This is a genomic window from Trebonia kvetii (assembly GCF_007827045.1).
GTDB lineage: Bacteria > Actinomycetota > Actinomycetes > Streptosporangiales > Streptosporangiaceae > Trebonia > Trebonia kvetii.
In genome coordinates this window covers 413769-438713 of sequence record NZ_RPFW01000002.1, presented here as the reverse complement: position 1 = coordinate 438713, position 24945 = coordinate 413769, and the positions used below count along the sequence as shown (strand labels likewise).

25 protein-coding genes are annotated in these 24945 nt (G+C 69.4%); 7 read left to right on the top strand and 18 right to left on the bottom strand.

The window, feature by feature from the left end:
• Positions 1 to 235: 235 nt before the first annotated feature.
• Complete coding sequence (locus tag EAS64_RS10675) at positions 236 to 1429, top strand: HEPN-associated N-terminal domain-containing protein (RefSeq protein WP_145852779.1); 1194 nt, start codon at positions 236 to 238, stop codon at positions 1427 to 1429.
• A 141-nt stretch (positions 1430 to 1570) separates the two neighbouring features.
• Here EAS64_RS10675 and EAS64_RS10670 read toward each other — a convergent pair whose 3' ends face one another.
• The 5 genes from EAS64_RS10670 to EAS64_RS10650 form a co-directional block, all read right to left on the bottom strand.
• A complete protein-coding gene (locus EAS64_RS10670) occupies positions 1571 to 2809 on the bottom strand; it encodes an IS701 family transposase (protein WP_145852305.1) in 1239 nt (412 codons plus the stop codon).
• Between the two features lie 166 nt (positions 2810 to 2975).
• A complete protein-coding gene (locus tag EAS64_RS47130; RefSeq protein WP_145851113.1) occupies positions 2976 to 3176 on the bottom strand; it encodes a DUF1737 domain-containing protein in 201 nt (66 codons plus the stop codon).
• Between the two features lie 69 nt (positions 3177 to 3245).
• A complete protein-coding gene (locus EAS64_RS10660) occupies positions 3246 to 3740 on the bottom strand; it encodes an SLATT domain-containing protein (RefSeq protein WP_187365831.1) in 495 nt (164 codons plus the stop codon).
• A gap of 832 nt (positions 3741 to 4572) precedes the next feature.
• Positions 4573 to 5397, bottom strand: coding sequence for a hypothetical protein (locus EAS64_RS10655; RefSeq protein WP_145852777.1), 825 nt, complete (start codon positions 5395 to 5397; stop codon positions 4573 to 4575).
• A 126-nt stretch (positions 5398 to 5523) separates the two neighbouring features.
• Positions 5524 to 5757, bottom strand: a complete 234-nt coding sequence (locus tag EAS64_RS10650; protein ID WP_145852776.1) for a hypothetical protein — start codon at positions 5755 to 5757, stop codon at positions 5524 to 5526.
• 561 nt (positions 5758 to 6318) lie between these two features.
• Here EAS64_RS10650 and EAS64_RS10645 point away from each other — a divergent pair.
• Positions 6319 to 7071 carry a hypothetical protein gene (locus EAS64_RS10645; protein ID WP_145852775.1) on the top strand — a complete coding sequence of 251 codons (753 nt, stop codon included), beginning with the start codon at positions 6319 to 6321 and terminating at the stop codon, positions 7069 to 7071.
• Positions 7017 to 7850, top strand: coding sequence for a hypothetical protein (locus EAS64_RS10640; protein ID WP_145852774.1), 834 nt, complete (start codon positions 7017 to 7019; stop codon positions 7848 to 7850). The genes EAS64_RS10645 and EAS64_RS10640 overlap by 55 nt, the downstream gene beginning before the upstream one ends.
• A 321-nt stretch (positions 7851 to 8171) precedes the next feature.
• On the opposite strand, the gene EAS64_RS44635 is transcribed toward EAS64_RS10640, so the two are convergent.
• From EAS64_RS44635 to EAS64_RS10625, 4 genes are read right to left on the bottom strand one after another with little or no spacing between them, the layout of a single operon-like run.
• Positions 8172 to 8627, bottom strand: coding sequence for a hypothetical protein (locus EAS64_RS44635; protein WP_222849188.1), 456 nt, complete (start codon positions 8625 to 8627; stop codon positions 8172 to 8174).
• Positions 8627 to 9232, bottom strand: a complete 606-nt coding sequence (locus EAS64_RS44630; RefSeq protein WP_222849187.1) for a TniB family NTP-binding protein — start codon at positions 9230 to 9232, stop codon at positions 8627 to 8629. The genes EAS64_RS44635 and EAS64_RS44630 overlap by 1 nt, the downstream gene beginning before the upstream one ends.
• The gene (locus EAS64_RS10630) at positions 9226 to 11334 is read right to left on the bottom strand and encodes a TnsB C-terminal domain-containing protein (RefSeq protein ID WP_222849186.1); all 2109 of its coding nucleotides are present in this window, start codon (positions 11332 to 11334) and stop codon (positions 9226 to 9228) included. The genes EAS64_RS44630 and EAS64_RS10630 overlap by 7 nt, the downstream gene beginning before the upstream one ends.
• Positions 11331 to 12080, bottom strand: coding sequence for a TnsA-like heteromeric transposase endonuclease subunit (locus EAS64_RS10625; protein ID WP_145852773.1), 750 nt, complete (start codon positions 12078 to 12080; stop codon positions 11331 to 11333). Before EAS64_RS10625 ends, EAS64_RS10630 begins: the two co-directional genes overlap by 4 nt.
• 867 nt (positions 12081 to 12947) lie before the next feature.
• On the opposite strand from EAS64_RS10625, the gene EAS64_RS10620 reads away from it, so the two are divergent.
• Positions 12948 to 13259 (top strand): hypothetical protein, encoded by a 312-nt coding sequence (locus EAS64_RS10620; protein WP_145852772.1) that lies wholly within the window; start codon positions 12948 to 12950, stop codon positions 13257 to 13259.
• A gap of 122 nt (positions 13260 to 13381) precedes the next feature.
• Here the strand turns inward: EAS64_RS10620 and EAS64_RS10615 are convergent, their stop codons facing one another.
• Together EAS64_RS10615 and EAS64_RS10610 are read right to left on the bottom strand one after the other, a co-directional pair.
• Complete coding sequence (locus tag EAS64_RS10615; RefSeq protein WP_145852771.1) at positions 13382 to 13957, bottom strand: restriction endonuclease; 576 nt, start codon at positions 13955 to 13957, stop codon at positions 13382 to 13384.
• Entirely contained in the window at positions 13954 to 14367 is a 414-nt protein-coding gene (locus tag EAS64_RS10610; protein WP_145852770.1) for a hypothetical protein, read from the bottom strand. The genes EAS64_RS10615 and EAS64_RS10610 overlap by 4 nt, the downstream gene beginning before the upstream one ends.
• 93 nt (positions 14368 to 14460) lie before the next feature.
• Here EAS64_RS10610 and lexA point away from each other — a divergent pair, with 93 nt between their 5' ends.
• Both lexA and EAS64_RS10600 read left to right on the top strand, forming a co-directional pair.
• Positions 14461 to 15150, top strand: coding sequence for a transcriptional repressor LexA (gene lexA / locus EAS64_RS10605; RefSeq protein ID WP_145852769.1), 690 nt, complete (start codon positions 14461 to 14463; stop codon positions 15148 to 15150).
• A 462-nt stretch (positions 15151 to 15612) separates the two neighbouring features.
• A complete protein-coding gene (locus tag EAS64_RS10600; protein ID WP_145852768.1) occupies positions 15613 to 16038 on the top strand; it encodes a hypothetical protein in 426 nt (141 codons plus the stop codon).
• A gap of 325 nt (positions 16039 to 16363) precedes the next feature.
• Here the strand turns inward: EAS64_RS10600 and EAS64_RS10595 are convergent, their stop codons facing one another.
• Together EAS64_RS10595 and EAS64_RS10590 are read right to left on the bottom strand one after the other, a co-directional pair.
• Complete coding sequence (locus EAS64_RS10595; RefSeq protein WP_145852767.1) at positions 16364 to 16627, bottom strand: hypothetical protein; 264 nt, start codon at positions 16625 to 16627, stop codon at positions 16364 to 16366.
• A 225-nt stretch (positions 16628 to 16852) separates the two neighbouring features.
• On the bottom strand, positions 16853 to 17083 hold the full coding sequence (locus EAS64_RS10590; protein ID WP_145852766.1) for a hypothetical protein: 231 nt from the start codon (positions 17081 to 17083) through the stop codon (positions 16853 to 16855).
• A gap of 532 nt (positions 17084 to 17615) precedes the next feature.
• On the opposite strand from EAS64_RS10590, the gene EAS64_RS10585 reads away from it, so the two are divergent.
• The gene (locus tag EAS64_RS10585; protein WP_145852765.1) at positions 17616 to 17894 is read left to right on the top strand and encodes a hypothetical protein; all 279 of its coding nucleotides are present in this window, start codon (positions 17616 to 17618) and stop codon (positions 17892 to 17894) included.
• 12 nt (positions 17895 to 17906) lie between these two features.
• Here the strand turns inward: EAS64_RS10585 and EAS64_RS46680 are convergent, their stop codons facing one another.
• The 5 genes from EAS64_RS46680 to EAS64_RS10565 all read right to left on the bottom strand — a co-directional run bounded on the left by EAS64_RS46680 (position 17907) and on the right by EAS64_RS10565 (position 24784).
• Positions 17907 to 18032, bottom strand: coding sequence for a hypothetical protein (locus EAS64_RS46680; RefSeq protein ID WP_281283231.1), 126 nt, complete (start codon positions 18030 to 18032; stop codon positions 17907 to 17909).
• A 389-nt stretch (positions 18033 to 18421) separates the two neighbouring features.
• Positions 18422 to 18991 carry a hypothetical protein gene (locus tag EAS64_RS10580; RefSeq protein WP_145852764.1) on the bottom strand — a complete coding sequence of 190 codons (570 nt, stop codon included), beginning with the start codon at positions 18989 to 18991 and terminating at the stop codon, positions 18422 to 18424.
• Positions 18992 to 19126: 135 nt separating this feature from the next.
• On the bottom strand, positions 19127 to 21361 hold the full coding sequence (locus EAS64_RS10575) for a DEAD/DEAH box helicase (RefSeq protein ID WP_145852763.1): 2235 nt from the start codon (positions 21359 to 21361) through the stop codon (positions 19127 to 19129).
• A complete protein-coding gene (locus EAS64_RS10570) occupies positions 21336 to 22703 on the bottom strand; it encodes an ATP-binding protein (protein ID WP_145852762.1) in 1368 nt (455 codons plus the stop codon). The genes EAS64_RS10575 and EAS64_RS10570 overlap by 26 nt, the downstream gene beginning before the upstream one ends.
• Positions 22700 to 24784, bottom strand: coding sequence for a tellurite resistance TerB family protein (locus EAS64_RS10565; RefSeq protein ID WP_187365830.1), 2085 nt, complete (start codon positions 24782 to 24784; stop codon positions 22700 to 22702). Before EAS64_RS10565 ends, EAS64_RS10570 begins: the two co-directional genes overlap by 4 nt.
• Positions 24785 to 24945 lie beyond the last annotated feature (161 nt).

Below are 24945 nucleotides of genomic sequence, written 5' to 3'. Positions count from 1 at the left end.
AATGCCCGCAGGCGAGCATTACGCGGACGACCTGGAAAAGCTAACCGCAGTGCGCCCTGGTGACAGGCCGCAGGCGAACGACGCCCTCCCCGGCGCACTTTCCAGCCGTCATCGCCAACGCCCGGACTGAACCGACGCTCAAGCTCTAAACTGCACAGCGGACGATCGCCACTCGAGCCCCGGAAGTCCCGGCGTCGCCGTTCGGCACGGATGCGAGGGAAGCTGGTAACCGTCTATGTCGCGGACGAAAGACTACTACGAAGAACTCGCAGCCCGCGGCTTCGGTGATACTGGCGAGCAGTCGGTCTGCCTCGAATGCATTACCGACGAAGGGCTGCGCAGCCAGGTCGCTGACCAGTTGACGGAAAATGCCTGCAGCTTTTGCGACAGGGAGGCCCAAGCCGGCGAGGACCCGATCGCGGCCAGCTTCGAACTCCTGATGCTGTCAGTGATGGAAGCGATTCACTTCTTTTACGTACGGTCGAACGATAGTCTTTACTGGGATGATGACGTTACGCGCCGCTACACGTCGCAGGAAGTGGCAGAGGATGTCTGCTCGGGAGCCGTCTCGGATTCCGTCCTCCAAGAAATTTTCGATTGCATAGAGCACAATCATTGGAATAAGGATCCAGGCGCCGTGAATCCAGGCGACGCTTTCCGGTATGCATGGGATGACTTCCGCCAGACGGTGAAGCACAAGACCCGCTTTGTATTCCTTTCCATCCCCGAAGAGTCCTCGCGGCATCCGGACGAATATGGGGCAGCGGAAATCCTTGAAAAGCTGGTCGACATTATCCAGACGCAGGATATTCTCACGGAAGTCCCGGCGGGGCGAGTGTTCTACCGGGGCCGGATGATCGATGAGCCTGACGGGTCATACGACGCGTCCAGCCTTGGCTCGCCGCCCGACGATGCTGCTTCCGTTAACAGAATGAGTCCGGCAGGCATATCAATGTTCTACGGTGCCGACGACATAGCGACGGTGATTGCAGAAATAGGTGCGCATACCAGCAAGAGGTTTGCGGTCGTAGGCGCCTTCGAGACCGTCCGGCCGCTCCATATGGTTGACCTGGCCAACCTTCCGCCCGCGCCTAGTTACTTCGACCCGGACGGTCGCAAGCATTACTATGAGCTATTGTTCATGTACGGATTTGCCGAGGACCTGAGCGCGCCAGTCACGGCAGACGGTCGGGAGCACATTGAATACGTCCCGACGCAGGTTCTCACCGAGTACCTGCGCTGGCTCCCTGACTTTTCCATCGATGGGATCCTGTTTACCAGCTCGCAGAATGATGGCACTGCGTGCGTCGTGTTCTGCGGCCCCGAGGGCTGTGCAAACGCCGGCAAAGAGACTACAAACACGGTACTGCGGCTTCAGCCTGATTCCATTAAGGCCGTGCGAGTGGTAGCAGGGCCGGCGCCAATGTAGCTTCCGCTGCGGTGCTCACCTTGACCGGAAAAGCTAAGGAATATGCTGTGCCGCCCCGGTCGCTGATGCTTCGGGCCAGGATGAGAACTCCGCCGGCCAGTAAGTGCCTGCATTCACGGCTAGTACTCCAGCCGTAGATCGTTATGTTGACTGATCTTGGGCCGCTTGCCGTTTGTAGTGGCAGGTCCGTGCTCGGTGCTGGTGGCGGCGGCGCCAGCGTGACCAGTGCAGCCGATGGGCGGTGCCGTGGCCGGGCCGGATGATGACGGTGGCGAGCAGGTGGGCGATCTCGTTCCTGGTCAGCGGGATCAGGCCGTCGGGGGCGGCGTCCTCGGTCGCGGTGGCGATGGCCAGGACGGCAGCGGCGAGCATGGCCAGGGTGACCCACCGGTACCAGGAGGTCCAGCGGCGGACCTGGTGCTCGTCCAGGCCGGTCAGCCCTTTGCCGGCCTGGAAGTTCTCCTCGATGGTCCAGCGCAGCCCGGCGGTCTGGACCAGGGCGGCGAGCGTGACCGGCTGCGGGCCGTAGCAGCGGTAGAAGGCCAGTTCCCCGGTGGAGCGGTTGCGGCGCACCAGCAGGTGCCGGTGCCCGGGCCGGTCATCAGCGACAGTGATCCAGGCCCAGTCGTACCAGCGCTGGCCTTTGGCGCCCTGCCCGGCCGGCAGCCGCTGCCAGGCGCGTTTCGGCAGCCGGGCGGCCAGCTCATCGGCCCGCAGGGTGCGGCCGCCGCCGGCGGGGACCATGTGCCGGCAGGCGACCGCGAGCACGTAGGCGATGCCGTCCTCTTCCAGCCAGCCGCGCAGAGAGCCGTTATCTCCGTAAACCTCGTCGCCGGCGACCCAGGCGAACGGCACGCCCGCGCTGACCGCCCGCTCGATCATCTGCCTCGCGAGCTGCGGCTTCGTCGCGAACGCCGTGCCGTCGGGGATCCCGGCCGCCGCGCAGCGGGCCAGGTCAGAGGTCCAGGACTTCGGCAGGTACAGCTCCCGGTCGATCAGGGCCCGCCCGCCCCGGGCGGCGTAGCCGAGGTAGACCGCGACCTGCGCGTTCTCGATCCGGCCGGCTGTGCCGGTGTACTGCCGCTGCACGCCTGCGGTGGCGGTGCCCTTCTTCAGGTCCCCGGTCTCGTCGATGACCAGCACCGCCCCGGGATCCCCCAGGACGTCGACGATGCACCCGCGCACGTCGTCGCGGACCCCGCCGGCGTCCCATTTCGCCCGGGCAAGCAGGTGCTGCATCCCGTCCGGCGAGGAATCGCCGGCCTGCTCGGCGATCGTCCAGCAGTTCACCTTCGGCAGCTCCGACAGCAGGCCAAGTACGAACGCCCGCGCCCGCCTGCGCGGCTCCACCCTGCGGAAACGGGATCCCGCCCGGGCCATCAGGTCATCGAGTATCCCCAGCCACCGGCCGGGGTTTACGCTGGGGCCAGCGGCCACCAGAAGATCATCACGAGTCGTCACAAACCGCGATGATCAGACGGTGGCCGTCCAGTTTCCAGCACCGACACGCCTGCGATCACGAGCCCGCGGCCGGGCGTGCTGCGCGCTAGCCCGCAGGAAGCTCACCGGCTCCCTGCCATACCAGCGCCTGCGCAACGATCACTCGCTCGCCGTTGAACGTCACAGCGGGACCTTCGTGGAGGCGGTACCCCAAGGCAATCGCATCGCTGACCCGACGGCAGAACGCCGCGTCATCAGGGCCAGTAAGGACTCGGTACACCGGCAGCCCATCCGGGGGAACAGTCATGCAACCAGCCTCCCAGACCACCTTCGCCCCAGTCGGCCCGGCTCCCGCCCATCTAAGCCAGATCACGATCTACGGCTGGAGTACTAGCCTGTCCCATATTTTCTGCGGAACGTTCCTGGAGGCAGCTGATGCCTGATCGTATCTTTCGCGCACCTTCTCCAGCCGGGACTCAGTTTCTTCCCTATTGTGATGCGCTATCGCGCCGAGTTGCCCAAGCTCGCGGCGGATCGCCCCGAAGGAACGTGACGCTACCTCATGTTCCCGAACCTGCTCGTCCAGCCGGAGAAATGTCTGGAACGCTGCCAAGACTGCCGTCGTCAGGCTCAGCAAACCGACGGCTATTTGCAAGTACCTGTTTGGCGTCTTGTCGATGGTTGCAAATATTGCGCTTCCCACTACGGCACTCAGGGTGACCGCCGGAATACCCAGAAGCATGCTGTTCCGCCTGGCGTGCGAGCCGGCTTCTGCATGTGCCTGGTTCGCAAGCCGTACGCGACGGTACCAGGCCAGGATGAGGACCCGCAGGTCCTCATCAGTTACCTCGTAGAGGGGATGAGAAGTCACGAAAGCATGGTACAGGCGCGGCTATTGCGGTTTTTGCTTTCCTGGGGCGGGGTTAACCAGCCAATGACTGAACTGGCGGCGGTCGACTGCAAAAGGGGACGAGGAGACTGGCTCGCTCCCGTTCGTGCCCGGCAGGTGAGCAGTCCCCGGCTCTGGTCGCTGACGGCTGGCATCCTGCGGGCGGCCCGCGTAAGCATTTCACGGCCGCGCGTGAAGGCGACGGAGGCGGCCCGAAGGACCGTGTGAGGACCCGCCGCTCGTCCACACGTCGGCATCCGGCCAGGCGTGGCCTGTTAATGGCTGGATGACGTTAATCGCGGCGCTATGGGCGGGGGGACGCCGCGGTCACGGGCGTACTCCTGTCGCGGCGGACACGCCGCAGCGTGCCAGGCCCGCGCTCCCAGAGCCGGCCCCACTGGTCAGTTCAGCTTACAAGCGCATGGTGGCCCTTGAGATCGCCTACGGGCACCTCCGATCACGACGTGGAATTACGCGGTTGTAGCCGTGTGCCCGCCAGTCGCCCAATCTTCGGGTCGGCGGCAACGGATAAGCCGTCACCTGCTGGTCTGCCGCCATCAACGGCCTTCTCATGCGCCGCGTCTGCGCCCGCCGGGCCAGCGGCCTGCCCGCCTGGACGCGATGGGCCGCGCCGGCCATCGCTAAGGAGCGCACTGGCGGAGCAGTCGGCAGACAGGACCCCGCGGGACGGGGCCCCGGTGCGAAGTGCATCCCGGATAAGGAGGCCCTGAACGGCTCCGCTTGGTTAGGACGGCACGCGGGGAAAGCCGCGCACCAGGAGGAGCTCTACTGCCTACGCTGGCATGCGTGAATCTCAGAAGGCTGGCCGGCTGGCGGTCACGCCGCAGCTCGCGCCGGTCCCAGCCGGGCGGGTGCCCGCCTCAGCGGGCGAACCAGGCGGACGAACCGCGCCACCGCGCAGTGGTCTCAGGTGTCGCGGACGCCGCGGCCCATGCCCTGCTCGATCCGCTGCACCTCGCGCGCCGGCCGGGCTGTCGGCTAGGGCGACTGCCTCGCGGCGCTCCCAGGCGTCCAGCGGGCGCGGAACGCAGTCAATGACCAGCAACTCGCAGGCGCTGCCCGGCAGGTCGACGCCGTCGTGCTTGTTGACCAGGACCACGAGTCCCACGTGCCCGCGCCGCAGCGCGGTGACCTCGGCTTCCAGGTCGCCGACGCGCCAGGTCTGGTTCGCGTACCGGGCCCACGCCTGTGCCGCGTTCATCCTCGGCATGAGTACCACGACGTTCAGCGGGCGCGATTCGGGGACGCCGTCGCCATCGCGGTTGCCGTTCGCGTAACCGTAGGCAAGCAGGCGCACGGCCTCGTCGTCGAGGGTGCGGGTGACGGGGCTAGCGATGAGGCGGAGATCGGCGTCCAGGTTGGTCACCCGGACGCCCTCACCGGCGTAGCCGAGTTTCCGCAGCCACTTCCCGTATACGTGCTCATCGGTCAGCGGACCGGTCGCGTCGCAGAACAGGCAAGCTCGCGGCGATGAGGGATGGCGGCCCTGTGACCAGCGGCGGCTCATGCCCAGAGGGTAGTAGCTGCTGGTGCCAGCGCCGTCATGGATGTCCGCTACCGCCGGAGCGATGACCCGGCAGGCGTTGTGCCCGCTCGGGTGCAGCTGCCCGGCCGGCACGCTGGCGGCGATAACACGGAGTGTAACCGTCTCTGACTGGCTTCGGCTGGGCCGCCGCGGACGGGCTGCGGGGGAGGGGAGCGGCGGTCCCGGTTCGCGGGCCCGGCGGGAAGCACAGCTTCATCACTAGTCGAGCCGGTGCCCGTTCGCCGCAGCGAGTGCCACGAGCACGGCGACGTCCAGGATGCCGAGTACGAGCAGGGCAACGCCCGCGCCGCTGGTCCCGCCATCGCCGGGGCAGCCGGTGAGCACGTGCCCGGCGCACTGCGGGTGAGCCATCAGCGCCAGCCCTGCGATGATCAGGCCGGGTGCCGCGAGCAGCAGCAGGACACCCCCCAGGCACCCGAGCCAGGTCTTCATTCCCGGGCCTTCCCAGCCGCCGCGGCGGGCAGCGCGCTGTACTTCGCCGCCGGCCGCTGCTGGGCCTGGATGCCGTCTTGCACGCAGGACCTCCCGTAGCCCTGACCTGCGGAAACTACCAGGACATTACGCTCAGTCGCCTGCCGGCGCAAGAGATATGACCTAAATCCGGCTATCTTCCACCGATGCGGCGTGCGGCCGGTAACTGCCCGCGTACAGCGGTCCGGTCCCTTCCATGGGAAATCAGCGGACAGGACCGTGCCGGGCATTTCGCTCATCACGCCTGCTGTGGCTGGACCTGCCGCGTGGGCGCCGGCACCCTGTCCGCTATGTGCCGATAAATGCCTTATGTTAAGTCAGTCTGCTCACGACCATAATCGACCCTTGCTGACCAACTACTTTTACCGCGCAACCGCCGCCAGGTCCAGGCGCCGCTGGTGCCCGGGCCAGGCGCAAACGACGGTCTCGTCCAAAAACCAGTCCCTGCACAGCGGTCAGTCACGGTAGCTTCCCAGGGGGAGCCGGGCGGGCCCGGACGCAAGGCAGGGCAGGAGAGCACCGGTGACGATCACGACGGACCCGGAGGCCGACGCTGAGCTCGCGCGCCGGTCGGTGCGGGTCCGGCTGCCCGCCTGGCTGGCGGGAAGCAACCCGCTGGACTTCGGCCGCATGTGCCGGTGGCGCATGGAGGCCGCCGACCTAGCCGCCGGAACCTGGGATGTCCGGCTTGACGAGCGCGTGCGGCGACGGCCCGCACGCCTGGTCGAGGTAACCCGCCTGGCAGGCAGCCGCAACGCGGCCGCGGCGGGCGCCTACTCGCGGCTGCGCCGCCTGCCGCCCAGCCCGAGCCTCTACGGGCGCGTACCCGGCGACCGCGTGCAGGCCGAGCTGGACCGGATCAGCTCGCAGAGACATGGCGACCTGGCCGCCCTGATGTACCAGGTCACGCTAGCGACGCTGGCGGCACCCCACGACCAACTCCCCGGCGTCGTCCGGCAGGCACTGCAGGTCCACCTTCTGCCCCTCCTGCCCGAGGCGGCCGCCTACCTCGTGGAAGTTGACGATGCCCTGGCCAAGCGCTACGGGGCGGCCCGCGTGCTCCGCCAGATGGAAGACGACAGCGCCATGTCCTGCAGCCGCCGGTCCTGGCCGACAAGCCCCTTTTCAGGGCGGCGCGCGGGCTCTTCAGCGACACGAGCCTCGGCCTGGGCGCCTATCTCTCGCCGCTTTTCCTTTCGCTGTCCCCGTGGGTCTGGGCAGTGCCCGGGAAGCGGGCCGGCGGCGTGGTCGTCTACACGTTCGGCCGCACGGTAGCCGGCCGCCGCGGCGAGGCGTCAGAGCTGCTGCAGCTGTTCATTCCCGACGGCCGGGCGGAAAGCGGCCCGCGGCCCGAGGTCTGCGCAGCCGACATGGATGCCGCGCTGACCTGGTGGGCGGGCGCGCTGGACCGTCTGTTCACCGAAGTCACCGACCCTGCGGGGTACGCCAAGGCGGACGGGACCTACAGCGCGAAGGACAACTTCGAGGCGCTGCTCAGCATCGAGCAGGCGTTCCGGAACGTCCAGTCGCTGTCAGCCCACGTCCGCGACAGCCACGTACGCCGGCTCCTGCTGTTCGACACCCTGGACATGCTGGAAGGGCTGCGCCGCCCGCGCTTTCAGAGGATGTGCGAGCTGTCCTACGCCGAACGGGCACTACGCGAGATGACCGGCCTGATGAGCGAGGCAGCCGGCCGGGTTCTCCTGCCGCGCGCCACGCAGGCCGTCGCCGCGCTGCGCCAGCTTCAGGACGGGTTCTTTGCCCTGTCCAGGCTGCAGAACGGCGGCCTGCTCGTCCCGAACAAGAACGGCACCGAACGCGTCATGAGCCTTGAGATGGCCGTCTCCGCCTACCTGCGGGTGCTCCGCAACGGCGGGCATGCGTACGGGGGGCGCCCGCAGCCGGCCGACGGGGTTCTCCTGGCGGCGCACGACGGCGACATCCCGGCCGGCCTGGCAGATCTCGCCTACCTGTACCTGCTTCAGCTCCTGGCCCGCCCCCAAGATCTGAGGCATCGCAGGGCAGCCAGGCAGACTACAGCCGGCGGCCCTTGACGACAGCCTCACCAGGCCGCCGGCGAGGCCGACATCGCGGAGCGCGGCGAGGACGACCATGACCATGACTACTCCTGCTGTGCCGTCTGTCTCAAATTTGTTGGCCATAGTGGGGCGTTCTCTATCGCATCGGCCTGCGGCCGCCGTCATCGGCGCTTTCCTGGAGCGCCTGGCGAACGCGACTAACCTCGGCCGTCGTCCCGAACGCGACATGACTTGTATCAATTTCATGGCGCGAGCAAAAATCAGGCCTCGCCGGATCATTTGAGATTTGGCCAACTTAACTGGGGACAGGTGTCCCGTCCGCGTTAACCTGACGCATTACTGGGCAATGTAGTCGACGGGGATGTCCTGCATCAGCTTGCGGGTGATCGACTCCGTTCCCTCGAGGATCGCAATTTGCGCTGAGGCGCGGATCAGGTGCGAAAGACTGCCGATCATGCCGCCAGTGCGCTGGTGGAGGTACCTGGCGTTGCGCAGCAGCGTGCCGGGCTTGTGACGGTGCAGCCGCAGCGCGTCTTCCAGCGTGGCGATCATCTGGCTCCACTCCTCGCCGCAGGGCATGGCGGCCGTGCTGATCACCACGCTGCGGCCGAGGATCTGCGCGCCGCGCAGTCCGGACAACCTGCCGGGAACGTCGATCCCGGCGTAGACGAAGGTGGCGGGCAGGTGCTCGGTGAAGTACTTGAGGTGGTCGGACATGTCCTCGCCTGCGGCAGTGGACAGGTTCAGGTTGTGTATCTCGTCGACGAGAACGAGCTCGACCCTGGCTTTCATCAGGACCTCGCAGACGGCGTCGGTGATGTCGGTTGTGTTGTAGACCCGCTTAACCGGCGGGAGCCCGAGGAAACGGGCGAACTCGGCGGCGAGCTTGCGGGGGATCCCTTGGGCGGGGTCGAGACGTACACGACCGGAATCCGGTCACCTGCGCGCCCGGGCTGCCTGGCCCGCAGGCGCAGTTCGTGCAGCCGGCCGAGCTGCTTCAGCGCAGTTGTCTTCCCCGTTGTCTGCGGCCCGGAGAGGATCATCATCCGGCGCGCGCCCGTCTCCTGCCGGTTCAGCAAGGTCAGCAGCCGGCCCTGGCGGGCGACATCACGGACCAGCGAAGTAGCGACAACGATCATTTCTGAGTGATAGCTGATCCGGGCGTCGCCGTAAGCCTCCCTGCTCGCGCCGCCCAGCTGCAGCCACTGGTGCTCAGGGAGCAGGGTGAAGCTCGCGGGCGGGGTGTCGACAAACCGCCGCCATCGCTGCAGCGTTACCGTCGGCTCACGCGGCCCGTTGTCGGCCCACGGTTCTTCCGGGGCCTGGCCGTCTTCGGTCACTATCGTCTCCTTGGTGTCTTTGGTCACTGTCGTCTCCTTGGCGTCTTCGGTCACCATCGTCTCCTGGCCTCCTCAGCCGCGTCGAACATGCCAAGCGGGGTCATCTTCGTCACTGCTCCTTCCTGTTGTCCCTCGTTGCCGGTCTCGTCGCCGGGATTGATTTCTGGGGTGGCCGCCGGTGCCTGGGCCGCGCGGCCAGGCCACGCGGCCTTGGTGTCCTTGCTTGTCGTCGCCCGGGTGCGGGCCGCCGCCCGCAGGTCCTGGCGGACCTCGCCGGCGGCGGGCCGGGCTTTGGAAGGCGGGCGGCCGGGGCCTTTCCCGGCCCGGTCGAGCAGGCTGTCGGCAGCCTGGGCGAGCTGCTCCTCGGTGGGCTTGCTGACGCCGCGGCGGGCCAGGATCCGCTGTGCCTGGTCCCAGGCCAGGTCCCCGAACGGGACGGGGCCCGTCTGCAGGTAGGTCCAGGTTGCCTCCATCCAGCCGCTCTCCCGGTGGTTGCGGACCCAGATCCGGGAGACGTCGTAGGGGTCGTAGTGCACCTCCCATCGGCCGTCCATGCCGGTGACGCCGGAGTGCTCCCTGGCGTAGCGGCGCACTGCCTTGCTGTTGTATTTGCGGTGCCTGATCTTGACCCCGTAGGCGTTGATCCTCCGCCAGGTGACCGGCAGCAGTTCGATGTAGTCGTCGTGTGACAGCGCGACCGGGACGTAGCCGGCGGCCTCGACCAGGGCGGCGTACTTCTCGTTCGGGGTGAGCACGGTGCTAGTGCAGAAGGGATCGCGCAGCCCGTCGTGCGGGCGGTTCTGCCACCGCGTGACGATCCATTCGTCCAGGAGGTCCTGCAACTCGGCCATCGACCAGACCGCTGCCTGGCCGGCGTCCTTGCCGCGGTTCTCCACGCTGTTGCCGACGTAGCCCGCGACGTGCTGGGCGAAAAGCGTGTCGACCGCGTTGAAGCTCGTCTCGACGGTGCCCTTCTCCCACGGGGAACCCTTGTGGGTGGGCTGGAAGTTGATGCCCATCGCCCGGCACGCGTTGCGGAACGTCTGGGAGATGAACACGTTGCCGTGGTCGCACACGATGGTGCCCGGCACGATCACCGGCCGGGCCGCCGCGTCAGCCAGCCGCTGGTCGATGTCGGTCAGCCGCTGGTGCGGGAGCACCGACCGTGACATCCGCAGCGCGTCCGCCCAGCCCGGCCGCATGGGCTCCGGTGTCAGGCAGCGTGCCAGCAGGAGCGCGGCGTCCACGGCCTTGGTGGAGGGGCGCAGGACCGCCGCCGGGATCGTCTTGGTTGCCAGGTCGATGATCCACGTCAGCTCGGCCCGGTCCGTCAGCCCGTTGTCCAGCCGCATCTGGATATTCAGCGGCGAGGAGTCGACCTGCATCCACTGGCCGGGCCGGAACCCCGTCACGGTCCCGAACGGCCGGTAAGGCGGCTTTGCCGCTGACCGGCGAGAGCGCGCCGACCCGAAGGTGTGCTTGCCGGCGGAAACGACGCTGACCAGCTGGTAGAAGGCCGTCCGGCGCGGCATCACCTGCCGCGGGTCCACCCCGGCGGCGGCGAGGATCTCCTCGGTCCGCCGCCGCAGCCGGTCGACGTCGCCGGTGGAGGCGTCGGTCTCGGCCTTCACGGCCTGGCTGACGGCCTCGACGAGTCTCGCGTCCGCCCGGCCTGTCGGTAGCGACAGGCGTGTCAGCCGGGCATCGACCAGTCCCCACAGCCCTTTCTTCTCGTACCGGAACCGCATCCGCTGGAACGTCCGCACCTCGATCTGGTGGCCGGCCGAGCACAGGTCCGCTACCTTGGCCAGTTCCCGCTGCCGCAGGGTGGCCCGCTGATCCTGCTCCGTCCCCGCCGGCTCCCCGCGGGCAGCCCCGGCCAGGACTTCGACGATGTGCTGCTCCCACCACTGCGCCTTCTGCACGGCATGATCGGGCAGCCCGTCCAGCAGCCCCGCCGGAGCAAGCGGCGCGGTCCTCGCCGTGATGACACGGAAGCCCGGGCTGGCGAGCAGTTCGCCGCGGGCAAGGGTGAACCCGGCCCCGGTGACATCCCGCAGGCACACTGCGGTGCCGGTCACAGCCACGACGGCGGCGGCCGTATCGCCAAGGCGAACCTCGTCACCCGCTCCGATCTCCGGCGGCCTGGAGACAGTCACCGGCCCGCACCCGCCGACGTCACCGTGGTCGAGCCGCTCAGCGGGCTGCTGGCGAGGTCGGCTCGCAGCCTGCCCGACCACAGCATGTGGAACGCTGACGGCAGCACCGCGATCGCGTCACCCGCAGTCCGCGCTGCCTCCATCAGGGCAACAGGCTGCGCGGACGCTTCCGCGAGCGCGCTCGCATGAGCGGGATTCAGGTTCCGGGGGTGCCTGTAGTCCGACAGCCAGCGCAGGTTGGCCGCCAGCACCGCGTCGACGGCTCCGACCCGCTGGTAGGCCCAGCCGGCCGACTTGCACGCCTCCCCGGTGGCGGCGAAGGCTTGCGCGTCCCCGGGCTCGATGTCGTCATCGTCGCGGACGTCGACCACGAGCCCGGTCCCGTCAGCCATCCGCGCGAAGTAGTCCGGCGCATGCCGCCGAACTTTTCCTGCCTCCGGCCAGGTCAGCCAGAACGGCTGTGATGAGAAGGCCGTGACCTCGGGCGAGAAATCGAGCATCATGAGCCGGTCCCGCTCCAGCCAGGACTCGAATCCGACCAGGTCCTGCATCGTTGATGACCACCACAGCCCCGGGAAGCTTCGCTGGCCAGGGTAAGAGGAGAACTCGCGAACGGGCCGGACATGCTCGAACCGGACGCTCTCCGCGTTTGCGAGCCTTACCTTCTGCTCGCAGAGCCGGCCGTCGGCCTCGCCCAGGTAAAGCAGGGTGAATCCTGCCGGCGACCTCCCCCTCACATCACTCATGGTTATCTCATCTCACTCTCTGTAATAGGTCGATCGCAATATAGCGACTTGATGCGAGGTTGAGTGAGATAACCGGAGGGTCCGTTTAGCAGACCGGCCGGTATGCATCCTCGGCGCGAAGGAGTCCACGCACGCGTACGGCCATGGCGCGCATCGGGTCGAGGACTGCAAGGGAGTCGTAGTGCGAGGGACAGGCCCTGGCTCCTCTCCGGCAGGCGGCTCGCGGAGCGCGGCGGCCGGCTGCCTGAAGCCGCGGAATGGTACGGGCTGCCGAGGCCGTGCCCCCGGGACCGGACCGGAACGCCGGGAGCGCCTGCCGCCAGTTGCCGGGACGATCCGTTCCTTGCTGCCGCCTGGAATGGCGCAGTCGCAGCCCGGCCCGTCCGCGCGAGGCTGCGGGGGCCATCTGCCGCTTCGCGCATAAGGCAGCGGACGCGCCCGCGCAAAAACCCCGGGGGTGACCTGGCAGGCCGCAGCGCGAGCCGCCGTCTTGCCGGTACGCCTCCCACTGCTCTTGCCGGCTGTCAGCAGGCCGGCACTTGCCGCGAAGCCTAATTAACTGTAAGTTGCACCTCGGGCACGGAGCGTAGTGTCCGATGCGGAATCAGATCCGCTGCAGCCGGAGGCCAGCCGGGCAACCCGCGAATAGCGTGCCCCGGCGCGCCGCCCTGGCGCCGGCACCCGGCGCGCTGGCTCGGCGCACTTGGCGGGGGACAGGGGGTTGGTGCTGGCGCGGGAAGCCGGCCGCGTCGCGGCCGCCTTCCGGGCGGGGACGGATGGCGGGGCATCATGATGGCAGGGCACTGGCCGGGGCCGGGCGGCTTGTCCCCGCTCGGGACGGCAGCATCACGTCGGGAGGGGCACCTGATGGGCCAGCGAGCTGACAGCGTCGAGCCGGCGCGCAGTCCGTTCCCGGTGGCGCCGGCGGACGTGCCTGCGGCTGCCGTGTCCGCGGTGAAGCGGACGCTGCTGCGTAACGAACACCGGGTGATTGAGGATCCGATGGATGACGAACTGGCCCGGCTGGTAGTCGCCGTCGTCATCGCGGCACTGCGTGACTACGACGGGCAAGGTGGCCACGCGAGGTCACCTTCCGCGGCCCGCGGTGTCGCGGAAGCCGCCGGGCGCCCCGCGGCGAGCCGGGGACCGCGGCGGGCAGCGTACGGCGAGCTCGGATAGCGGCACCGCTACGGTCCCGTGCGCGGCGGGCTCACCTGTGTCTCCCGTGCCCGCTAACCCGCGCAGGCGTTTCACCTTCTCGTCTCCTGGCGCGCATCGGGCTGATGGGCCGTCGGCCCGGGTCAGGTGCCCAGCGCCACGGGCGGGGAGCCCTTCCTGTCTGCCTGGAATATCGTTCCTGAGACTGCCAGCTGAGCTCGTTTCTGCTTTAGAAGGCGGACGAGCTGGGCGGTGTCTGTGAGCTGCTCGATCTCACGGCGGGTGAGGACGATGATCTCGCGGCCCTGCTGTAGCGCCTGCGCCAGGACACTGTGTGCCGCCGTGAGGACCGCGGGATCGCCGGTGATGCCTGCCGCCGCGACGAAGATGCCGAGGGGACGGCCGCGGCTGGCGAGTTTCTGCTGGAAGATGGCCAGTTCGGGGTAGCCGGCCGGCCCGGACCAGTTCTTGCACTCGACCAGGAGGATGTGGTCGAACTGCCGCAGGCCGGACGGGTCTCCCTCGTTCCAGAAGGCGACGTCGATCTCCTCGGCCGCGAACGCGTTCAGCTCGTTGCGCGCTGTCACGGTAATCCCCGGGATCAGTTCGAACAGGTAGACGATCAGGTCTTCCAGGGCGCGGCCCCGCGCGGCGGCTGTTGTCGCCTGGTCCCCGGCAGCGAAGAAGGCGGCAACCCGTTCGGGATTGATTGCGGTCACGGAGCGGCCGGGCCGTGCACGCTCTGGCTGCGGAGCAGGCGCACAGCCTCGGCGAAGCTGGCGTTTCTCATCCTGGCGAGCAGTTCGCTCAGGGAAACTGCCAGCACCGGGAAACGCGCGTCCCGGAGCGCCGCCGGGTCGGCGGGGTCGAGGTAGACAAGCAGGACGGCACGGGCGGTGGGATGCTCTTCGGCCAGCCCCCGCGCCTGCCGCACGGCTTGACGGCTCAGTGAGATCTTCAGTTCGACCAGCAGCGGATTGGAAGCTATCGCGCCGAGTTCATCGGACCAGACGCCCAGGTCGTAGCCGTCGTCGGCCTCGGCCTGTACGGCGACCGCCCCGCCGTCCTCGATCGCCTCGGCGAGGACGTCCGCGAAAGCCCGCGCGGCCGCGGCAGGCGTGATCCGCAATGACGATGAAGAGTTCGAACATGCTGTTCATATTCGAACTGGGAAGCTATTGTGTTGCCTTAAACAGCATCGATACCTTGGGGGGATTCGAAAATGGGACGTTCCGGGCAGGCTGGTCCCGAGGGCGGGGACCTGACCCCGCGCCGCGAGGCGATCGTGCGGTTCATCGAGGAGGCCGTGCAGCGCAACGGCTACGGGCCCAGCCTGCGGGAGATCGGCGCGGCAGCGGGGTTGTCGAGCGCGTCGAGCGTGTCCTTCCAGCTCGGCAAGCTCGAGGAGCAGGGCATCGTGGTCCGCGAGCACGGCCGGCCGCGCACCACGATGCTGCGGGCGTGCCCCGGCCCGGGCGCAGGGCACCAGGCCCGGGGAAACGACCCGGCCGGCGGGCATCAGATGGCCCGGGTCCCAAGGGTGGGCAAGATCGCCGCGGGCGCGCCGATCATGGCCGCCGAGGAGCCGGATGACGTGCTCGTGCTGCCGCGCCTGCTGGTGGGGTACGGCGACCTGATGATGCTTACGGTCGCGGGCGACTCCATGACCGGCGCGGCGATCGCGGACGGCGACTGGGTGGTGGTCCGCCGGGGGGCGGGCGCGGACAACGGCGACATCGTCGCCGCGATGCTCGACAGCGACGCCGGCGACGGCGCGGAGGCAACCGTAAAGACATTCACCCGGCGCGACGGCCACGTGTGGCTCATGCCGCACAACCCCGTCTACCCGCCCATCTCCGGCGACCGCGCGACCATCATCGGCAAGGTGGTCGCCGTGCTGCGGAGGGTCTGAGGACCGCCGCCGCCCGGGACCGCCCGCCAGCACGCCGCCATGTCAGCCCCGGCGTCGCGCGGGCGGCGCCGCCGCGAGCCTTCAGGCAGGCCCTGCATCGGCCTAGCCGAATCCATAGCGGCACAGCTCCTCAGCCCGCCATGATCGGACCCAGGAAAGCAGCCGAGGGCGTGTCGCACGTCAACTGGCGGGAATGCGTCGCATGTCAGTCGCAGGCTCACGCGGCGCCGGGCACCCTACGTGGACATAATGTCAGGCACAAAGTGAGGCACCCGGCCAGGTGCACCGGAAGGGACTGAACACGATCAGCAGCGGACGCCCTCATGGATCACCTCGGCCGGGGTTCCGAAGGAAGTCAGGCGGCATCAGGATGGGGACAGGCGCGTGGTCGCCGCGGTGCCACAGCGGTCGCCCTGGTGCTCGCGATCATTCCATTGGCGGTGATGGACCATGATCAGGGTCATGCTCGCGGTCGCTGTGCTGGCTGTCGCCGCGTGCTCATCGTCGCCATCCCCGGGAGGGCTGGCTGACCCGGTCGCGGGATGGGCGTCAAACTGCACCGTCAACAGCTACCCGAATGTGACGGTGACCCTCAGGCTGGGATCTCTCGGGTTCAGCGGCCAAAACGGCGATGTGTCCGGTGAGGATGTTTCGTCACTAGTCATCGACTTCTACGATTCAGCCGCCCAGCCGTTCGGCGGGGTCGGCGACGGCTCGCCTGAGGACTCCGGTTCGCTAGCCTACTCGCAGCAGTTCAACCCAGGCGATCAGCACACCGTCACGGGCACAGTCACAAGAATCACCCTGAATCCGCAGTATCAAGTGACGTTCGGGCAGCCCACACCCAACACCTACTGTGCGCTGGATCAAGCCAACGGGACGCCATGATCGCGACAGAGATGACGCCCAGCACGGCTGCTCCGGGCGGTCGCACATCTGCGGGCCATTGCGCCGCACGTCAAGTGGAGCTGGCTCAATGAGGTTGTACATCGCGAGCGTGCTGCCGCAACGATGCGGATTCCCTGCGCCAGGTCCAGGTGGTTCCATCTGCGTGGCCGTCGTCGTCCGGCTGTCCGCGCAGACTCAGTCTTGGGTCTCCGTTCAGGGTGAACCCGGGATTGCGATCTGGTCTCGGCAGTAGCGCTCGGTCAGTCGGCTGCCTCTCCTCGAGGGGAGCCGCTGCCCCAAGCGCCACGCGGGCACTCCGGGACGGTCAGGATATGCGAGGCGTCACGCCATATTGCCGGAACAGGTCCGCGAAGAAGTGGCTGAGCATATAGCCGGCGCTCCTGGCGTCGCCCAGCTCGGCGGCGCCGAAGCGGAAGACCAGGTACCTGGCGAGCCTGAGCTCGCGGTCGGAGCGAGCGCCCCTGGCGTACACCGCGGGATCCGGGCGGCCACCGGGGCTGTAGTGGGCGGCGCCGTCGACCTCAAGCACGATCCGGTGGCCGTGGGGCAGCAAGAGCAGGAAGTCCATGCGGAAGCTCAGCATGGCCTGGGGGCCGCGCTCGCGGGCCGTCTTGGGCCCCAGTGCAGCCAGACCTCGGGCAGGAGCGCCGAGAGGCCGGGGAGGTGGTCCGCGCGGATGTGGTGGTATATGTCGAACAGGTTCCGCTGCGGTAGCGAGCTGGCAGGCACGCAGCTGCGGAGCCTTTTGTACAGCGCGGCCTTGGCGTTGCCGTCGCCGGGGGAGCTGCCGGGCTTACTCCCACCATGCCTGCAGGTCGCGCCACAGGACGCGCGTAGGAGTAATCGAAGAACGTGCCAGCTCCAGCAGGTGCCGCCGCGTCGTGCCGAATTCCCGGGTCTCCTGCGCCCGGCCGCCCTTCCGGGTCTCGCTCGGCACCCGGACCGTGACCATCACCGCCTGCTTGCCGACGTCGATCCCGGCGGCCCGCTCGCAGAACAGCGGCTCGTCGTCGGCCTCTTCCATCGCCTTCTCCCATCGTGGGGATGCGGAAAAAGGTGACGGCCGCCCGCAGGAGCCAGGGGGCAAGCGGAAATCTGATCCGCGGGCTCGAAGCGCCAATGCACAGCCCTCAAGCAGGCTCCCGGCGTTCAGACTAATTCACGGGTCAGGCCCGCCATAGAAGGACCACGCGAGCGCGCGGCCGCACCACCCGCATCATCCCGCCGCACTTGGCCCGCGAAGACGGAAACTCCCAGGCCCGCTAGCCCCGGCCACGGAGCGCCAGCAACCCCAGCCGCGCGCAGACCCGCAGCCCCCTGCACTTTCACGCCGACACGGCGTCCGAAGGCCACCAAAGACTAATTCTGTAGCGGCTGCGCGTGTCCGAGTTCCATGCTGTACGGATGCGCGAGCCTGACGACGACTTCAACCTGCCCCGGCCGAAGTGGCACATCCACGAGATCGCCGTCAGCCAGAGAACCTCAGCCCCGCCAGCTTGAACGAGAGGCTGCACACGCACAACATCAAGAGACTGGCGGACTGCCTCAACAGGTACATGAGTCACCTCTCGCTGATCGGGCCGGAGAACCGTATCGACCCCGAGTCGTGGAAACTCCTAGCCTGGTTGGACAGCGAGGACGGAACGGGCGAGTCCTACAGATACGCAAAGGTTGGCCGGGGTGACAGTCGCATCCGGGCACGGCCGATCCAGGAGAACGTCAATTTCTACGAGCAGGTCAACGAGCTGCACAAGCTCGCCCACCTGCTGCATGACGGATACTCGGCTCACCTGGACGAATACGAGGAGATGCAAAAGGACTTCGGCGGGTGCTGACAACATGGCCGCTCAGGCCGCCGCGCGGCACGTCTGCGCATCGCCATCAGGACCGGCCTGGATGCGCATCCGGCTCAGGATCCGCGAGCCGGCGAAGCCGCCTGGATCGGTGACGATGATCGCGTCCCGCCTGATCAAGGCCAAGCTCCTCAAGCCGCTATCTCAGCAGGCATCCAGCCGTCGATGGTTCGGGCGAAGACCTGCCGCTGACGCCGGGGACTGCGCGCAGCAGGCCGGTGGCCTACTGTGCCCGCAGCCATGCCCCTCGTTCCCCGGACGGGGCACGGCGGCCGGGTGGCTCCGTGATCTCGCCAGCGTGGGTGCCAGCGGGACGCCCGGAAAGCGATTGACCGGGAGTGGCGCGGGAGACCTGATCGCTGCCCGCCGCTCAACACGCTGATCATCGCGTCCTGCGCGATGACGGCAGCGGTGCGCAAAGGGGCACCAGTGCTGCGGCAGCCGGTGTTCCGGCTCCCGGTCTCCTGGCGCCTGCCCCCGTCGGCAGCCGGCATCATCTCCAGCGCCTTCTACCCTTTCGCTGGTTTCCAGGCCGGGACCGAGCCGGGTGCCCGGCGCCTGGAGTTCACCGCGGCGGGGATGCGCGGCGCCCTCGATGACACCCTCGACACGGCCGCCCGCACCGGGTGGGCGCTGCACGAGCTGCCCGCGCGGCACACTGCCCGCACCGACAGTGAGGCAGCCGCGGCGGCGGCGGCCCTCGCGGCACGGCTGATCTCCCGCGGGGCTGTCACCTCCTGCGAGCGCCATCCCGGCGGCAAGGTGCTGACCCCGGCCGGCATCGCGATCGGCGTTACCCACCGCGACCAGGCCCAGCAGGTCCGCCAGGCCCTGGCCGAGACCGCGCCCGCCATCGCCGGGCAGGTCGGGTCGACACCGCGAACCGCCTGCAGGGCGCCGAGTACGAGGTCACCGTCATCCTCCACCCCCTCGGCGGGCGGCACGACGCGACCGCGTTCCACCTCGAGGCCGGGCGGCTGTGCGTCCTGGCGTCCCGGCACCGGCACGCGTGCATCGTCGTCGCCCGGGCTGGCATCGCGGGGCTCCTCGACGCCTACCCGCCCAGCGAGCCGGCCCATCCCGGGATCAGGGCCAAGTTCCCCGACGGCTGGGAAGCCAACCACACGCTGCTCGCGCACCTGCAGCGGCAGCGCCCGGCCTGAGCGGCCCGCACGGGCCCGGGTTCTTGCGCTGGCCTTGCCCCGGATGCCGGTTCACAGCCCGGCAGGCCAGGAGTCGAGGATGACGCCTGCCTGCCGCCAGGCACCCGGGCAGTCAAGGGCACGGCGGGCGTAGTCGGCGGCCAGCAGGCCGTCTTCGATCCAGTCGTCGTACTTGGCGGCTTTCTTGTTCGCGACCCGGAGCGCGAGCGACACCGGGTCGGCGGGCCCGGCTTCGGCCACCGCCTTCAGTCGCTCGCGGACCTGTCCTGGGTCGGCCTTGAGCACTGTGATGACCAGGCCGTCGTCACTGGCTTCGAGACCCGCCGCGGTCAGCTGGGCTGCCAGCGTCTGCGTGACGCGGCTGCCGGCCCATGGGAACAGGACTGTGTCCGCGCCGTCCCGCAAGGCCATGTGCTCGGCGAGCTTGTAGCGGCCGTAGGCGGCTCGGGCTTCGTTGAGCAGGGAGACCGCAGCGGCAGACAGGTAGCGCGGGACAGGGCCTGCTGCGAGCACCGACCTCATCCTCGCCCTGACCTGGTCGTGGACCGCGCCGTGTCCGCCGTCGAAACGGGGCGGGCGGCCACCGGCAGCAGCGGTCACCTCGATGATCTTCTGCACGTGGTCGACTGCGGTCACCTTCCACCGGCGGCCGCCAAAGATCAGCAGCGCGCCGGCGTAGAGAGCCTGGTCGGCTGGCACGGTGCCGAGCGGGCGGCCGCTCATGAGGAGCCGGTACTCTTCGGGGCTCGTGAAGGCCGCGTAGAAGCTGTAGTGGCTGACGGTGCGCTCGCCGGCCTGGCCGAGCAGGAGGGTGCCGTCATCAGACTGGACGAGGACGTCGTTCGCGCCCAGGCCGCGCAGCAGCGCCGCGAACTGCGCCGGGGTGACCGCGGTGAACGGGCTGCCCGGCCCGCACAGGGCACGGTAGGCGGCCGCCGCGGTCACGCCGCCGTGCTGCGCGATGGCTGACATGACCTGCTGGATCAGCGTTGACAGGTGCAATGCGTCCTGGTCGGGAGGTTCGCACCATCCCTCCAGCAGCAGGTCCAGCATCGCGATGCTCTGCACGAGCGCGGCCCGGAGCTGGTCTGGGAGGGATGTCCGGGGGCCGGCGGCCGACTCGGTCACGTACAGGCGCAAGACGGCGGGTTCGCCGCGGCGCCCGGAACGGCCCAGGCGCTGGCGCAGGGCGGCCACCGACGGCGGCGGGCCGACCTGGGCGACTGAGTGGACGCTGCCGATGTCGATGCCCATCTCAAGGGTCGTAGTCGCGACGGCTGTCGCCGGCCGCGACGGGTCCCGCAAGGCCGCTTCGGCGTCTTCGCGCAGTTCCCGGGACAAGTTCCCGTGATGGGGCAGGAACTCGTTCGGCACCCCCGCTTCCTCACTCAGCTCACGCAGCCGGGCAGCGAACAGTTCAACCGCCGTGCGGGCATTGGCGAAGACGAGGTTGTCCTGCCCGCGCAGGACCCGGTAAAGGTCTGCCGCAATCCGCTGGAGGTGGGTTCCCTCGCCGTCTTCCTGTCCAGCCGGGGGAGTGGCTTCCACGTAGCCGCGGACCTGCACCGCCAGTTCCTGCCCGCCCTGGGCCGACTCGATGCAGCGGACCCCGCCGGCCTCACCGGGGCGCAGCGCGTCAGCGGCGAGGCTCATGTCGCCCAGGGTGGCCGACAGCCCGACCCGGGGGACCCGGCGCCTGAGCGTGAGTTCCACGCGGTGCATCAGGCTGCGCAGCTGGGCGCCCCGTTCGGTGCCGAGGAACGCGTGCAGCTCGTCGACCACGACGTACGCCAGGCCCGCGAGCAGGGTGCCCGCCCCCGCGCCCCGGGTGACGAACAGCGCCTCGAGTGACTCCGGGGTGATCAGCAAGATCCCGCCGGGCTTTTTCAGGACGGCGGCCTTGCGTGAGGCGGGGACGTCACCGTGCCAGCGGTGCACCGGGATGTCCAGCCGCTCGCACAGGCCGGACAGCCGCTGGTACTGGTCGTTGATCAGCGCTTTCAGCGGCGCCACGTACAGCACCTGCACTCCCGGCCCCGGGGGCGGGCCGGCGGCGAGCCGGGAGCAGATCGGCAGGAAGGCCGCCTCGGTTTTCCCGGCGGCGGTCGCGGCCGCGATGATCACGTCCCCGGTGCCGTCCAGCAGCAGCGGGATCGCGGCTTCCTGGGCGTCGCGCAGGGTCTGCCAGCCCTGGTCGTAGACCCACCTGCGGACCGGCTCAGCGAGCAGGTCAAAGGCCCGGCTGGCGGCGGCCGGGCCGCTAGAGGCGGAAGCTGGCGAGGTCATCGTCACCGCCACCGGGGCGCAGCACGGTGACCGGCGCCAGCGGCCGCGCGTCGTCCTCGGGCAGCGGCTCGAGGTCCGGGTTGGCCTCGGGGGCCAGGTCGACCTGGCCGATGATGGCGTGCCAGCCAGCGCCGGGGTTCTGCTCGAGCACGGCCAGCAGGTTGATGAACTCCTTGATGGTGGTGCGGGGGGTGCGGAAGTAGGCGTCGCCGATCCGCTGCGCGCAGTGGCTCATGAACGCGGTCAGGGCCTCATCAGGGATCAGGTAGCGGGCCGGGTCACCGCCGGCGTAGACGTGGCGCAGCTTGGTCAGCAGCACGAACACGTCCTCGGGGGCCAGGTTGGCGAGCCGCAGCACGGGGGCGGTGTAGTCGGCCAGGCCGCCGACCGCGAAGTTGTTCTCGGCCAGCCGGCTGCGCAGCGCGTCGTAGCTGTAAAGGCCGCGGCGGGTGTCGGCCAGCAGCTCGGGGGTGCCGCTGAACACGACGCCCAGCCCGGCGGCGCGGCCCTGCAGGCAGTCGTTGACGATCCGCAGCACCTGCTCGTAGTTGCCGTTGCGGGCGACGGTGTTGGCGAGCTTGTACAGGTTGACCATCTCGTCAAAGCACACCAGCAGCCCAGCGAAGCCGGCCAGCCGGACGAACCGCGCCATCAGCTTGATCATGTCGTAGACGTTGGCGTCATCGACGATGGTGCGGACGCCGAGCGCGTTGCGGGCGTCGGTCTTGGTGGTGAACTCGCCGCGCAGCCACCGGACCGCATCGGCCATCAGCTGGTCGCTGCCGTTCTCGTACCCGGCCCAGTACTGGCCGATGACGTGGGCGAAGTCGTACCCGCCCGTCATCTGCGACAGGTCGGCGAGCCGTTCGGCGATGACCGAGCTCACGCTGACGCCGCCGCTGCCGGCAACAGACTGGGCGGTGGCGACAAACCGTTCCACGACGCTGGGCAGGGCACCGCCGTCCGGGGTCGAGCGGGTGGCCAGGTTGCCGATCAGCTCCGCGTACAGGGCGCGGGCCGCCCCGCCGGATGACTGCAGCCGCCGGTCCGGGGTGAGGTCGGCCCTGGCGGTGACGAGTTTCTTCTCCTGGGCGATGGAGGCGGCCAGGTGCAGGAAGAACGTCTTGCCCGCGCCGTAATCGCCGATCACGAACCGGACCATCGATCCGCCGTCCGCGACCCGGTCCAGGTCGCGGGCGAAGGCAGCGATCTCGCTGGCCCGCCCGACCTGGATGTGCGCGAACCCGCGCTGCGGGACCACGCCGGCCCGCAGCGAGCTGACGATGGCGTCGCGGTCACGCGGGCGCAGCCGCAGGGGCGCCACCGGCGCGGAGTCAGTCATCGCAGAATCTCCTTAGCAACATCAGTGTTGACTTCAATCGGGTCGCTGCCCTCGGTCGCCGGGTCGCCGGCGAGCTCGAAGGCGGCCTCGTTCACGACCTCGAGCGCCCCGTCAGGCATCAGGCCGAGGCCTGCCGCGATGCTGGCGACCTCGCTGCGCCGCCAGCTGGGCCGCTCGGCAAGCCGGGCCAGGAAGGAGCGGTGCGCGGCATCCAGTGCCGGGGGAAGCAGGCCCCCGGCCTGCGGGGACGGTGAGCCCGGGGCTGCGGTGGCGGGCAGCGCCGTGAAGGACGACGTGTCCTCGCCGGTGAAGATCCCGGCCAGGATAGACGCCGCCTGCTCGGTTTCAGCCAGCTTGGCCTTGATCACCTCAGGGTCCAGGGCGACGCCGGCACTAACAGGCTTATCCTGCTGGGGCGGCCGGGGGATGGCGTAACCGGGGGAGGGCGCCCCGGCGGTCCGCACCGGGGTCAGCCCGCCGTTCCCGGCTGCCTGCGGGCCGCTGGCCAGGCCGGGCCGGTCCAGGCCCAGCGCGTCGAAGTAGCGGTTGACCCGGGTGACCTCGGCGCGGTCGATGCTGCCGTCCGCGAGTGCCACCGCGAGCAGCAGGTCACCGGCTTCCTGCCGCAGGTCAGCGGGCAGCAGGGTGACGTGCTTGCGCAGTGCCGCAGGTGCCGGCGGGTCCACGATGACACGGGTGAAGTGCGCGTGCAGCCGGCGGCGCTCGTCTTCGCCCAGGCCCGGGCGGCTCATGACCCGCTGCGCGATCACGGTGCGCTCAGCGTCCGCAAGGCGGCCGTCGGCCAGGGCGACCGCGGCGCTGAGCTCGATCAGCGTGGCGGCGGCCGCGTACCCGGCGCCGGGCACGGCAGTGATCTCGGCTGCGCGGCGGAACAGCACCACGCGGGTGCCCGCCGCCGGGGCCTGCCCCCCGAACCGGACGTCGGGTTCCATGCCTACGCCGGACCGCTCCAGCGCCCGGGCGAGAAGCTCCGCCTCGGCTTTCGGGGACCCGCCCCCGGCTGATGCCGCTGACCAGTGCGCCAGCAGGTCAGCTGCCGGCACCGTCGCCTGGTCCTCATGGTCCAGCCTCGACCGGGCCCAGGCTGCCAGCGCTTGGGAGGCGGCGCTGGCCGGCCGTTCGAGCCCGGCCGGGAGCAGGGCGAGGGCGCCCGCCGTCCCGGCGGCGTCGGGGTGGCGGCCGAGGTAGCGGCTGTAGGCGTCGAGCTCGGTGCAGACGGCGCTGGCAACCTCGCGCAGCTCCCCCAGCGGGGCCTCGGCGTTGCCGGCGTCCGGGACCCGCAGCCCCGCCGGCCGGTCCCGGCTGGTGATCCCGGGGCTCGCGGGCCGGTACTCCGCCGGCAGCAGCGGGCCGCCGCGCTCGAGCATCATGCCGTCACCGAAACGCTCGCGGTAGCGGCGGGTGAACAGCTCGTCGAACTCATCCGGGCAGCGGGCCGCGGGCGTCCGCAGCCAGGCTGCCGGATGCTGGCGAATCCAGGCCAGGGCCCAGCCGGCGGGCACCGGCCTGCCATCGGCCGCGAGCTGCCCGAGACCGAGGCGCAGCTCGAAAGGCAGCTCCCAGCCTTCCTGCTGCTGTGGTGGTGCCGACAGGTACCGCCGGTGGCCGCCGTCCAGGGAAAGGAAGCGGAGCAGGCTGCTGGCGTACCCGCTGAACGAGCCGTTCGAGCCGTAGATGCGCAGCAGCCGTTCGACTTCCCGGACAAGGACCGGGTGCTCGGCCCGGGCTGCCGGTGACTGCTGCGAGTCCACGAGCAGCCGGCGTTCCAGCCCGTAGAAGTACAGGAAGACGTACCCGATGTACGCGCCAGGGGCTCGCCGGCCATCGAGCAGCCAGTGCAGGTAAGCGGCCCGGCAGTCCGGCGGGATGCTGGCGTAGGACGGCCAGTAGCCCATCTTGGTGCCCGCGTAGTCAGGGTTCCGCGTGTCGACCGGCAGCCGCGGGTCGATCAGCGCCGGCTCTGGCATCCCCCCTTTCTCAGCAGCAAGCCCGCATCCGCTGTAAACCAGCCCGCCGTGGATGGTGTACCCGCCAGCATGAGCGGCCTGCCCGGCAGGCATCCAGGCCGCATCCCCCGGCTCAGCCGGCTGGGCAGCGGCGCGCGGGGCCGGAGCAGGAGGCGCGGCCGGGCGATGGCTGCGCGGAGCGGCCGCCTGCGTGCGATCTGCAGGCGGCCACCCTGACGGCTGAGCCGGGGTAAACCGTGGGACAACCCCGGGTG

What these genes read in the sequence shown, in the direction of transcription:
- EAS64_RS10675 (WP_145852779.1), top strand. Translation starts at nt 236, where the DNA reads ATGTCGCGGACGAAAGACTACTACGAAGAACTCGCAGCCCGCGGCTTC.
- EAS64_RS10585 (WP_145852765.1), top strand. Translation starts at nt 17,616, where the DNA reads ATGAGTCACCTCTCGCTGATCGGGCCGGAGAACCGTATCGACCCCGAG.
- EAS64_RS10620 (WP_145852772.1), top strand. Translation starts at nt 12,948, where the DNA reads ATGGGCCAGCGAGCTGACAGCGTCGAGCCGGCGCGCAGTCCGTTCCCG.
- EAS64_RS10570 (WP_145852762.1), bottom strand. Translation starts at nt 22,703, where the DNA reads ATGACTGACTCCGCGCCGGTGGCGCCCCTGCGGCTGCGCCCGCGTGAC.
- EAS64_RS10580 (WP_145852764.1), bottom strand. Translation starts at nt 18,991, where the DNA reads ATGGGCCGGCTCGCTGGGCGGGTAGGCGTCGAGGAGCCCCGCGATGCC.
- EAS64_RS10575 (WP_145852763.1), bottom strand. Translation starts at nt 21,361, where the DNA reads ATGACCTCGCCAGCTTCCGCCTCTAGCGGCCCGGCCGCCGCCAGCCGG.
- EAS64_RS10670 (WP_145852305.1), bottom strand. Translation starts at nt 2,809, where the DNA reads ATGGCCCGGGCGGGATCCCGTTTCCGCAGGGTGGAGCCGCGCAGGCGG.
- EAS64_RS10595 (WP_145852767.1), bottom strand. Translation starts at nt 16,627, where the DNA reads ATGGACTTCCTGCTCTTGCTGCCCCACGGCCACCGGATCGTGCTTGAG.
- EAS64_RS10600 (WP_145852768.1), top strand. Translation starts at nt 15,613, where the DNA reads ATGCTCGCGGTCGCTGTGCTGGCTGTCGCCGCGTGCTCATCGTCGCCA.
- EAS64_RS47130 (WP_145851113.1), bottom strand. Translation starts at nt 3,176, where the DNA reads ATGACTGTTCCCCCGGATGGGCTGCCGGTGTACCGAGTCCTTACTGGC.
- EAS64_RS10590 (WP_145852766.1), bottom strand. Translation starts at nt 17,083, where the DNA reads ATGGAAGAGGCCGACGACGAGCCGCTGTTCTGCGAGCGGGCCGCCGGG.
- EAS64_RS44635 (WP_222849188.1), bottom strand. Translation starts at nt 8,627, where the DNA reads ATGAAAGCCAGGGTCGAGCTCGTTCTCGTCGACGAGATACACAACCTG.
- EAS64_RS10625 (WP_145852773.1), bottom strand. Translation starts at nt 12,080, where the DNA reads ATGAGTGATGTGAGGGGGAGGTCGCCGGCAGGATTCACCCTGCTTTAC.
- EAS64_RS10650 (WP_145852776.1), bottom strand. Translation starts at nt 5,757, where the DNA reads ATGAAGACCTGGCTCGGGTGCCTGGGGGGTGTCCTGCTGCTGCTCGCG.
- lexA (WP_145852769.1), top strand. Translation starts at nt 14,461, where the DNA reads ATGGGACGTTCCGGGCAGGCTGGTCCCGAGGGCGGGGACCTGACCCCG.
- EAS64_RS44630 (WP_222849187.1), bottom strand. Translation starts at nt 9,232, where the DNA reads ATGGTGACCGAAGACGCCAAGGAGACGACAGTGACCAAAGACACCAAG.
- EAS64_RS10565 (WP_187365830.1), bottom strand. Translation starts at nt 24,784, where the DNA reads ATGCCTGCCGGGCAGGCCGCTCATGCTGGCGGGTACACCATCCACGGC.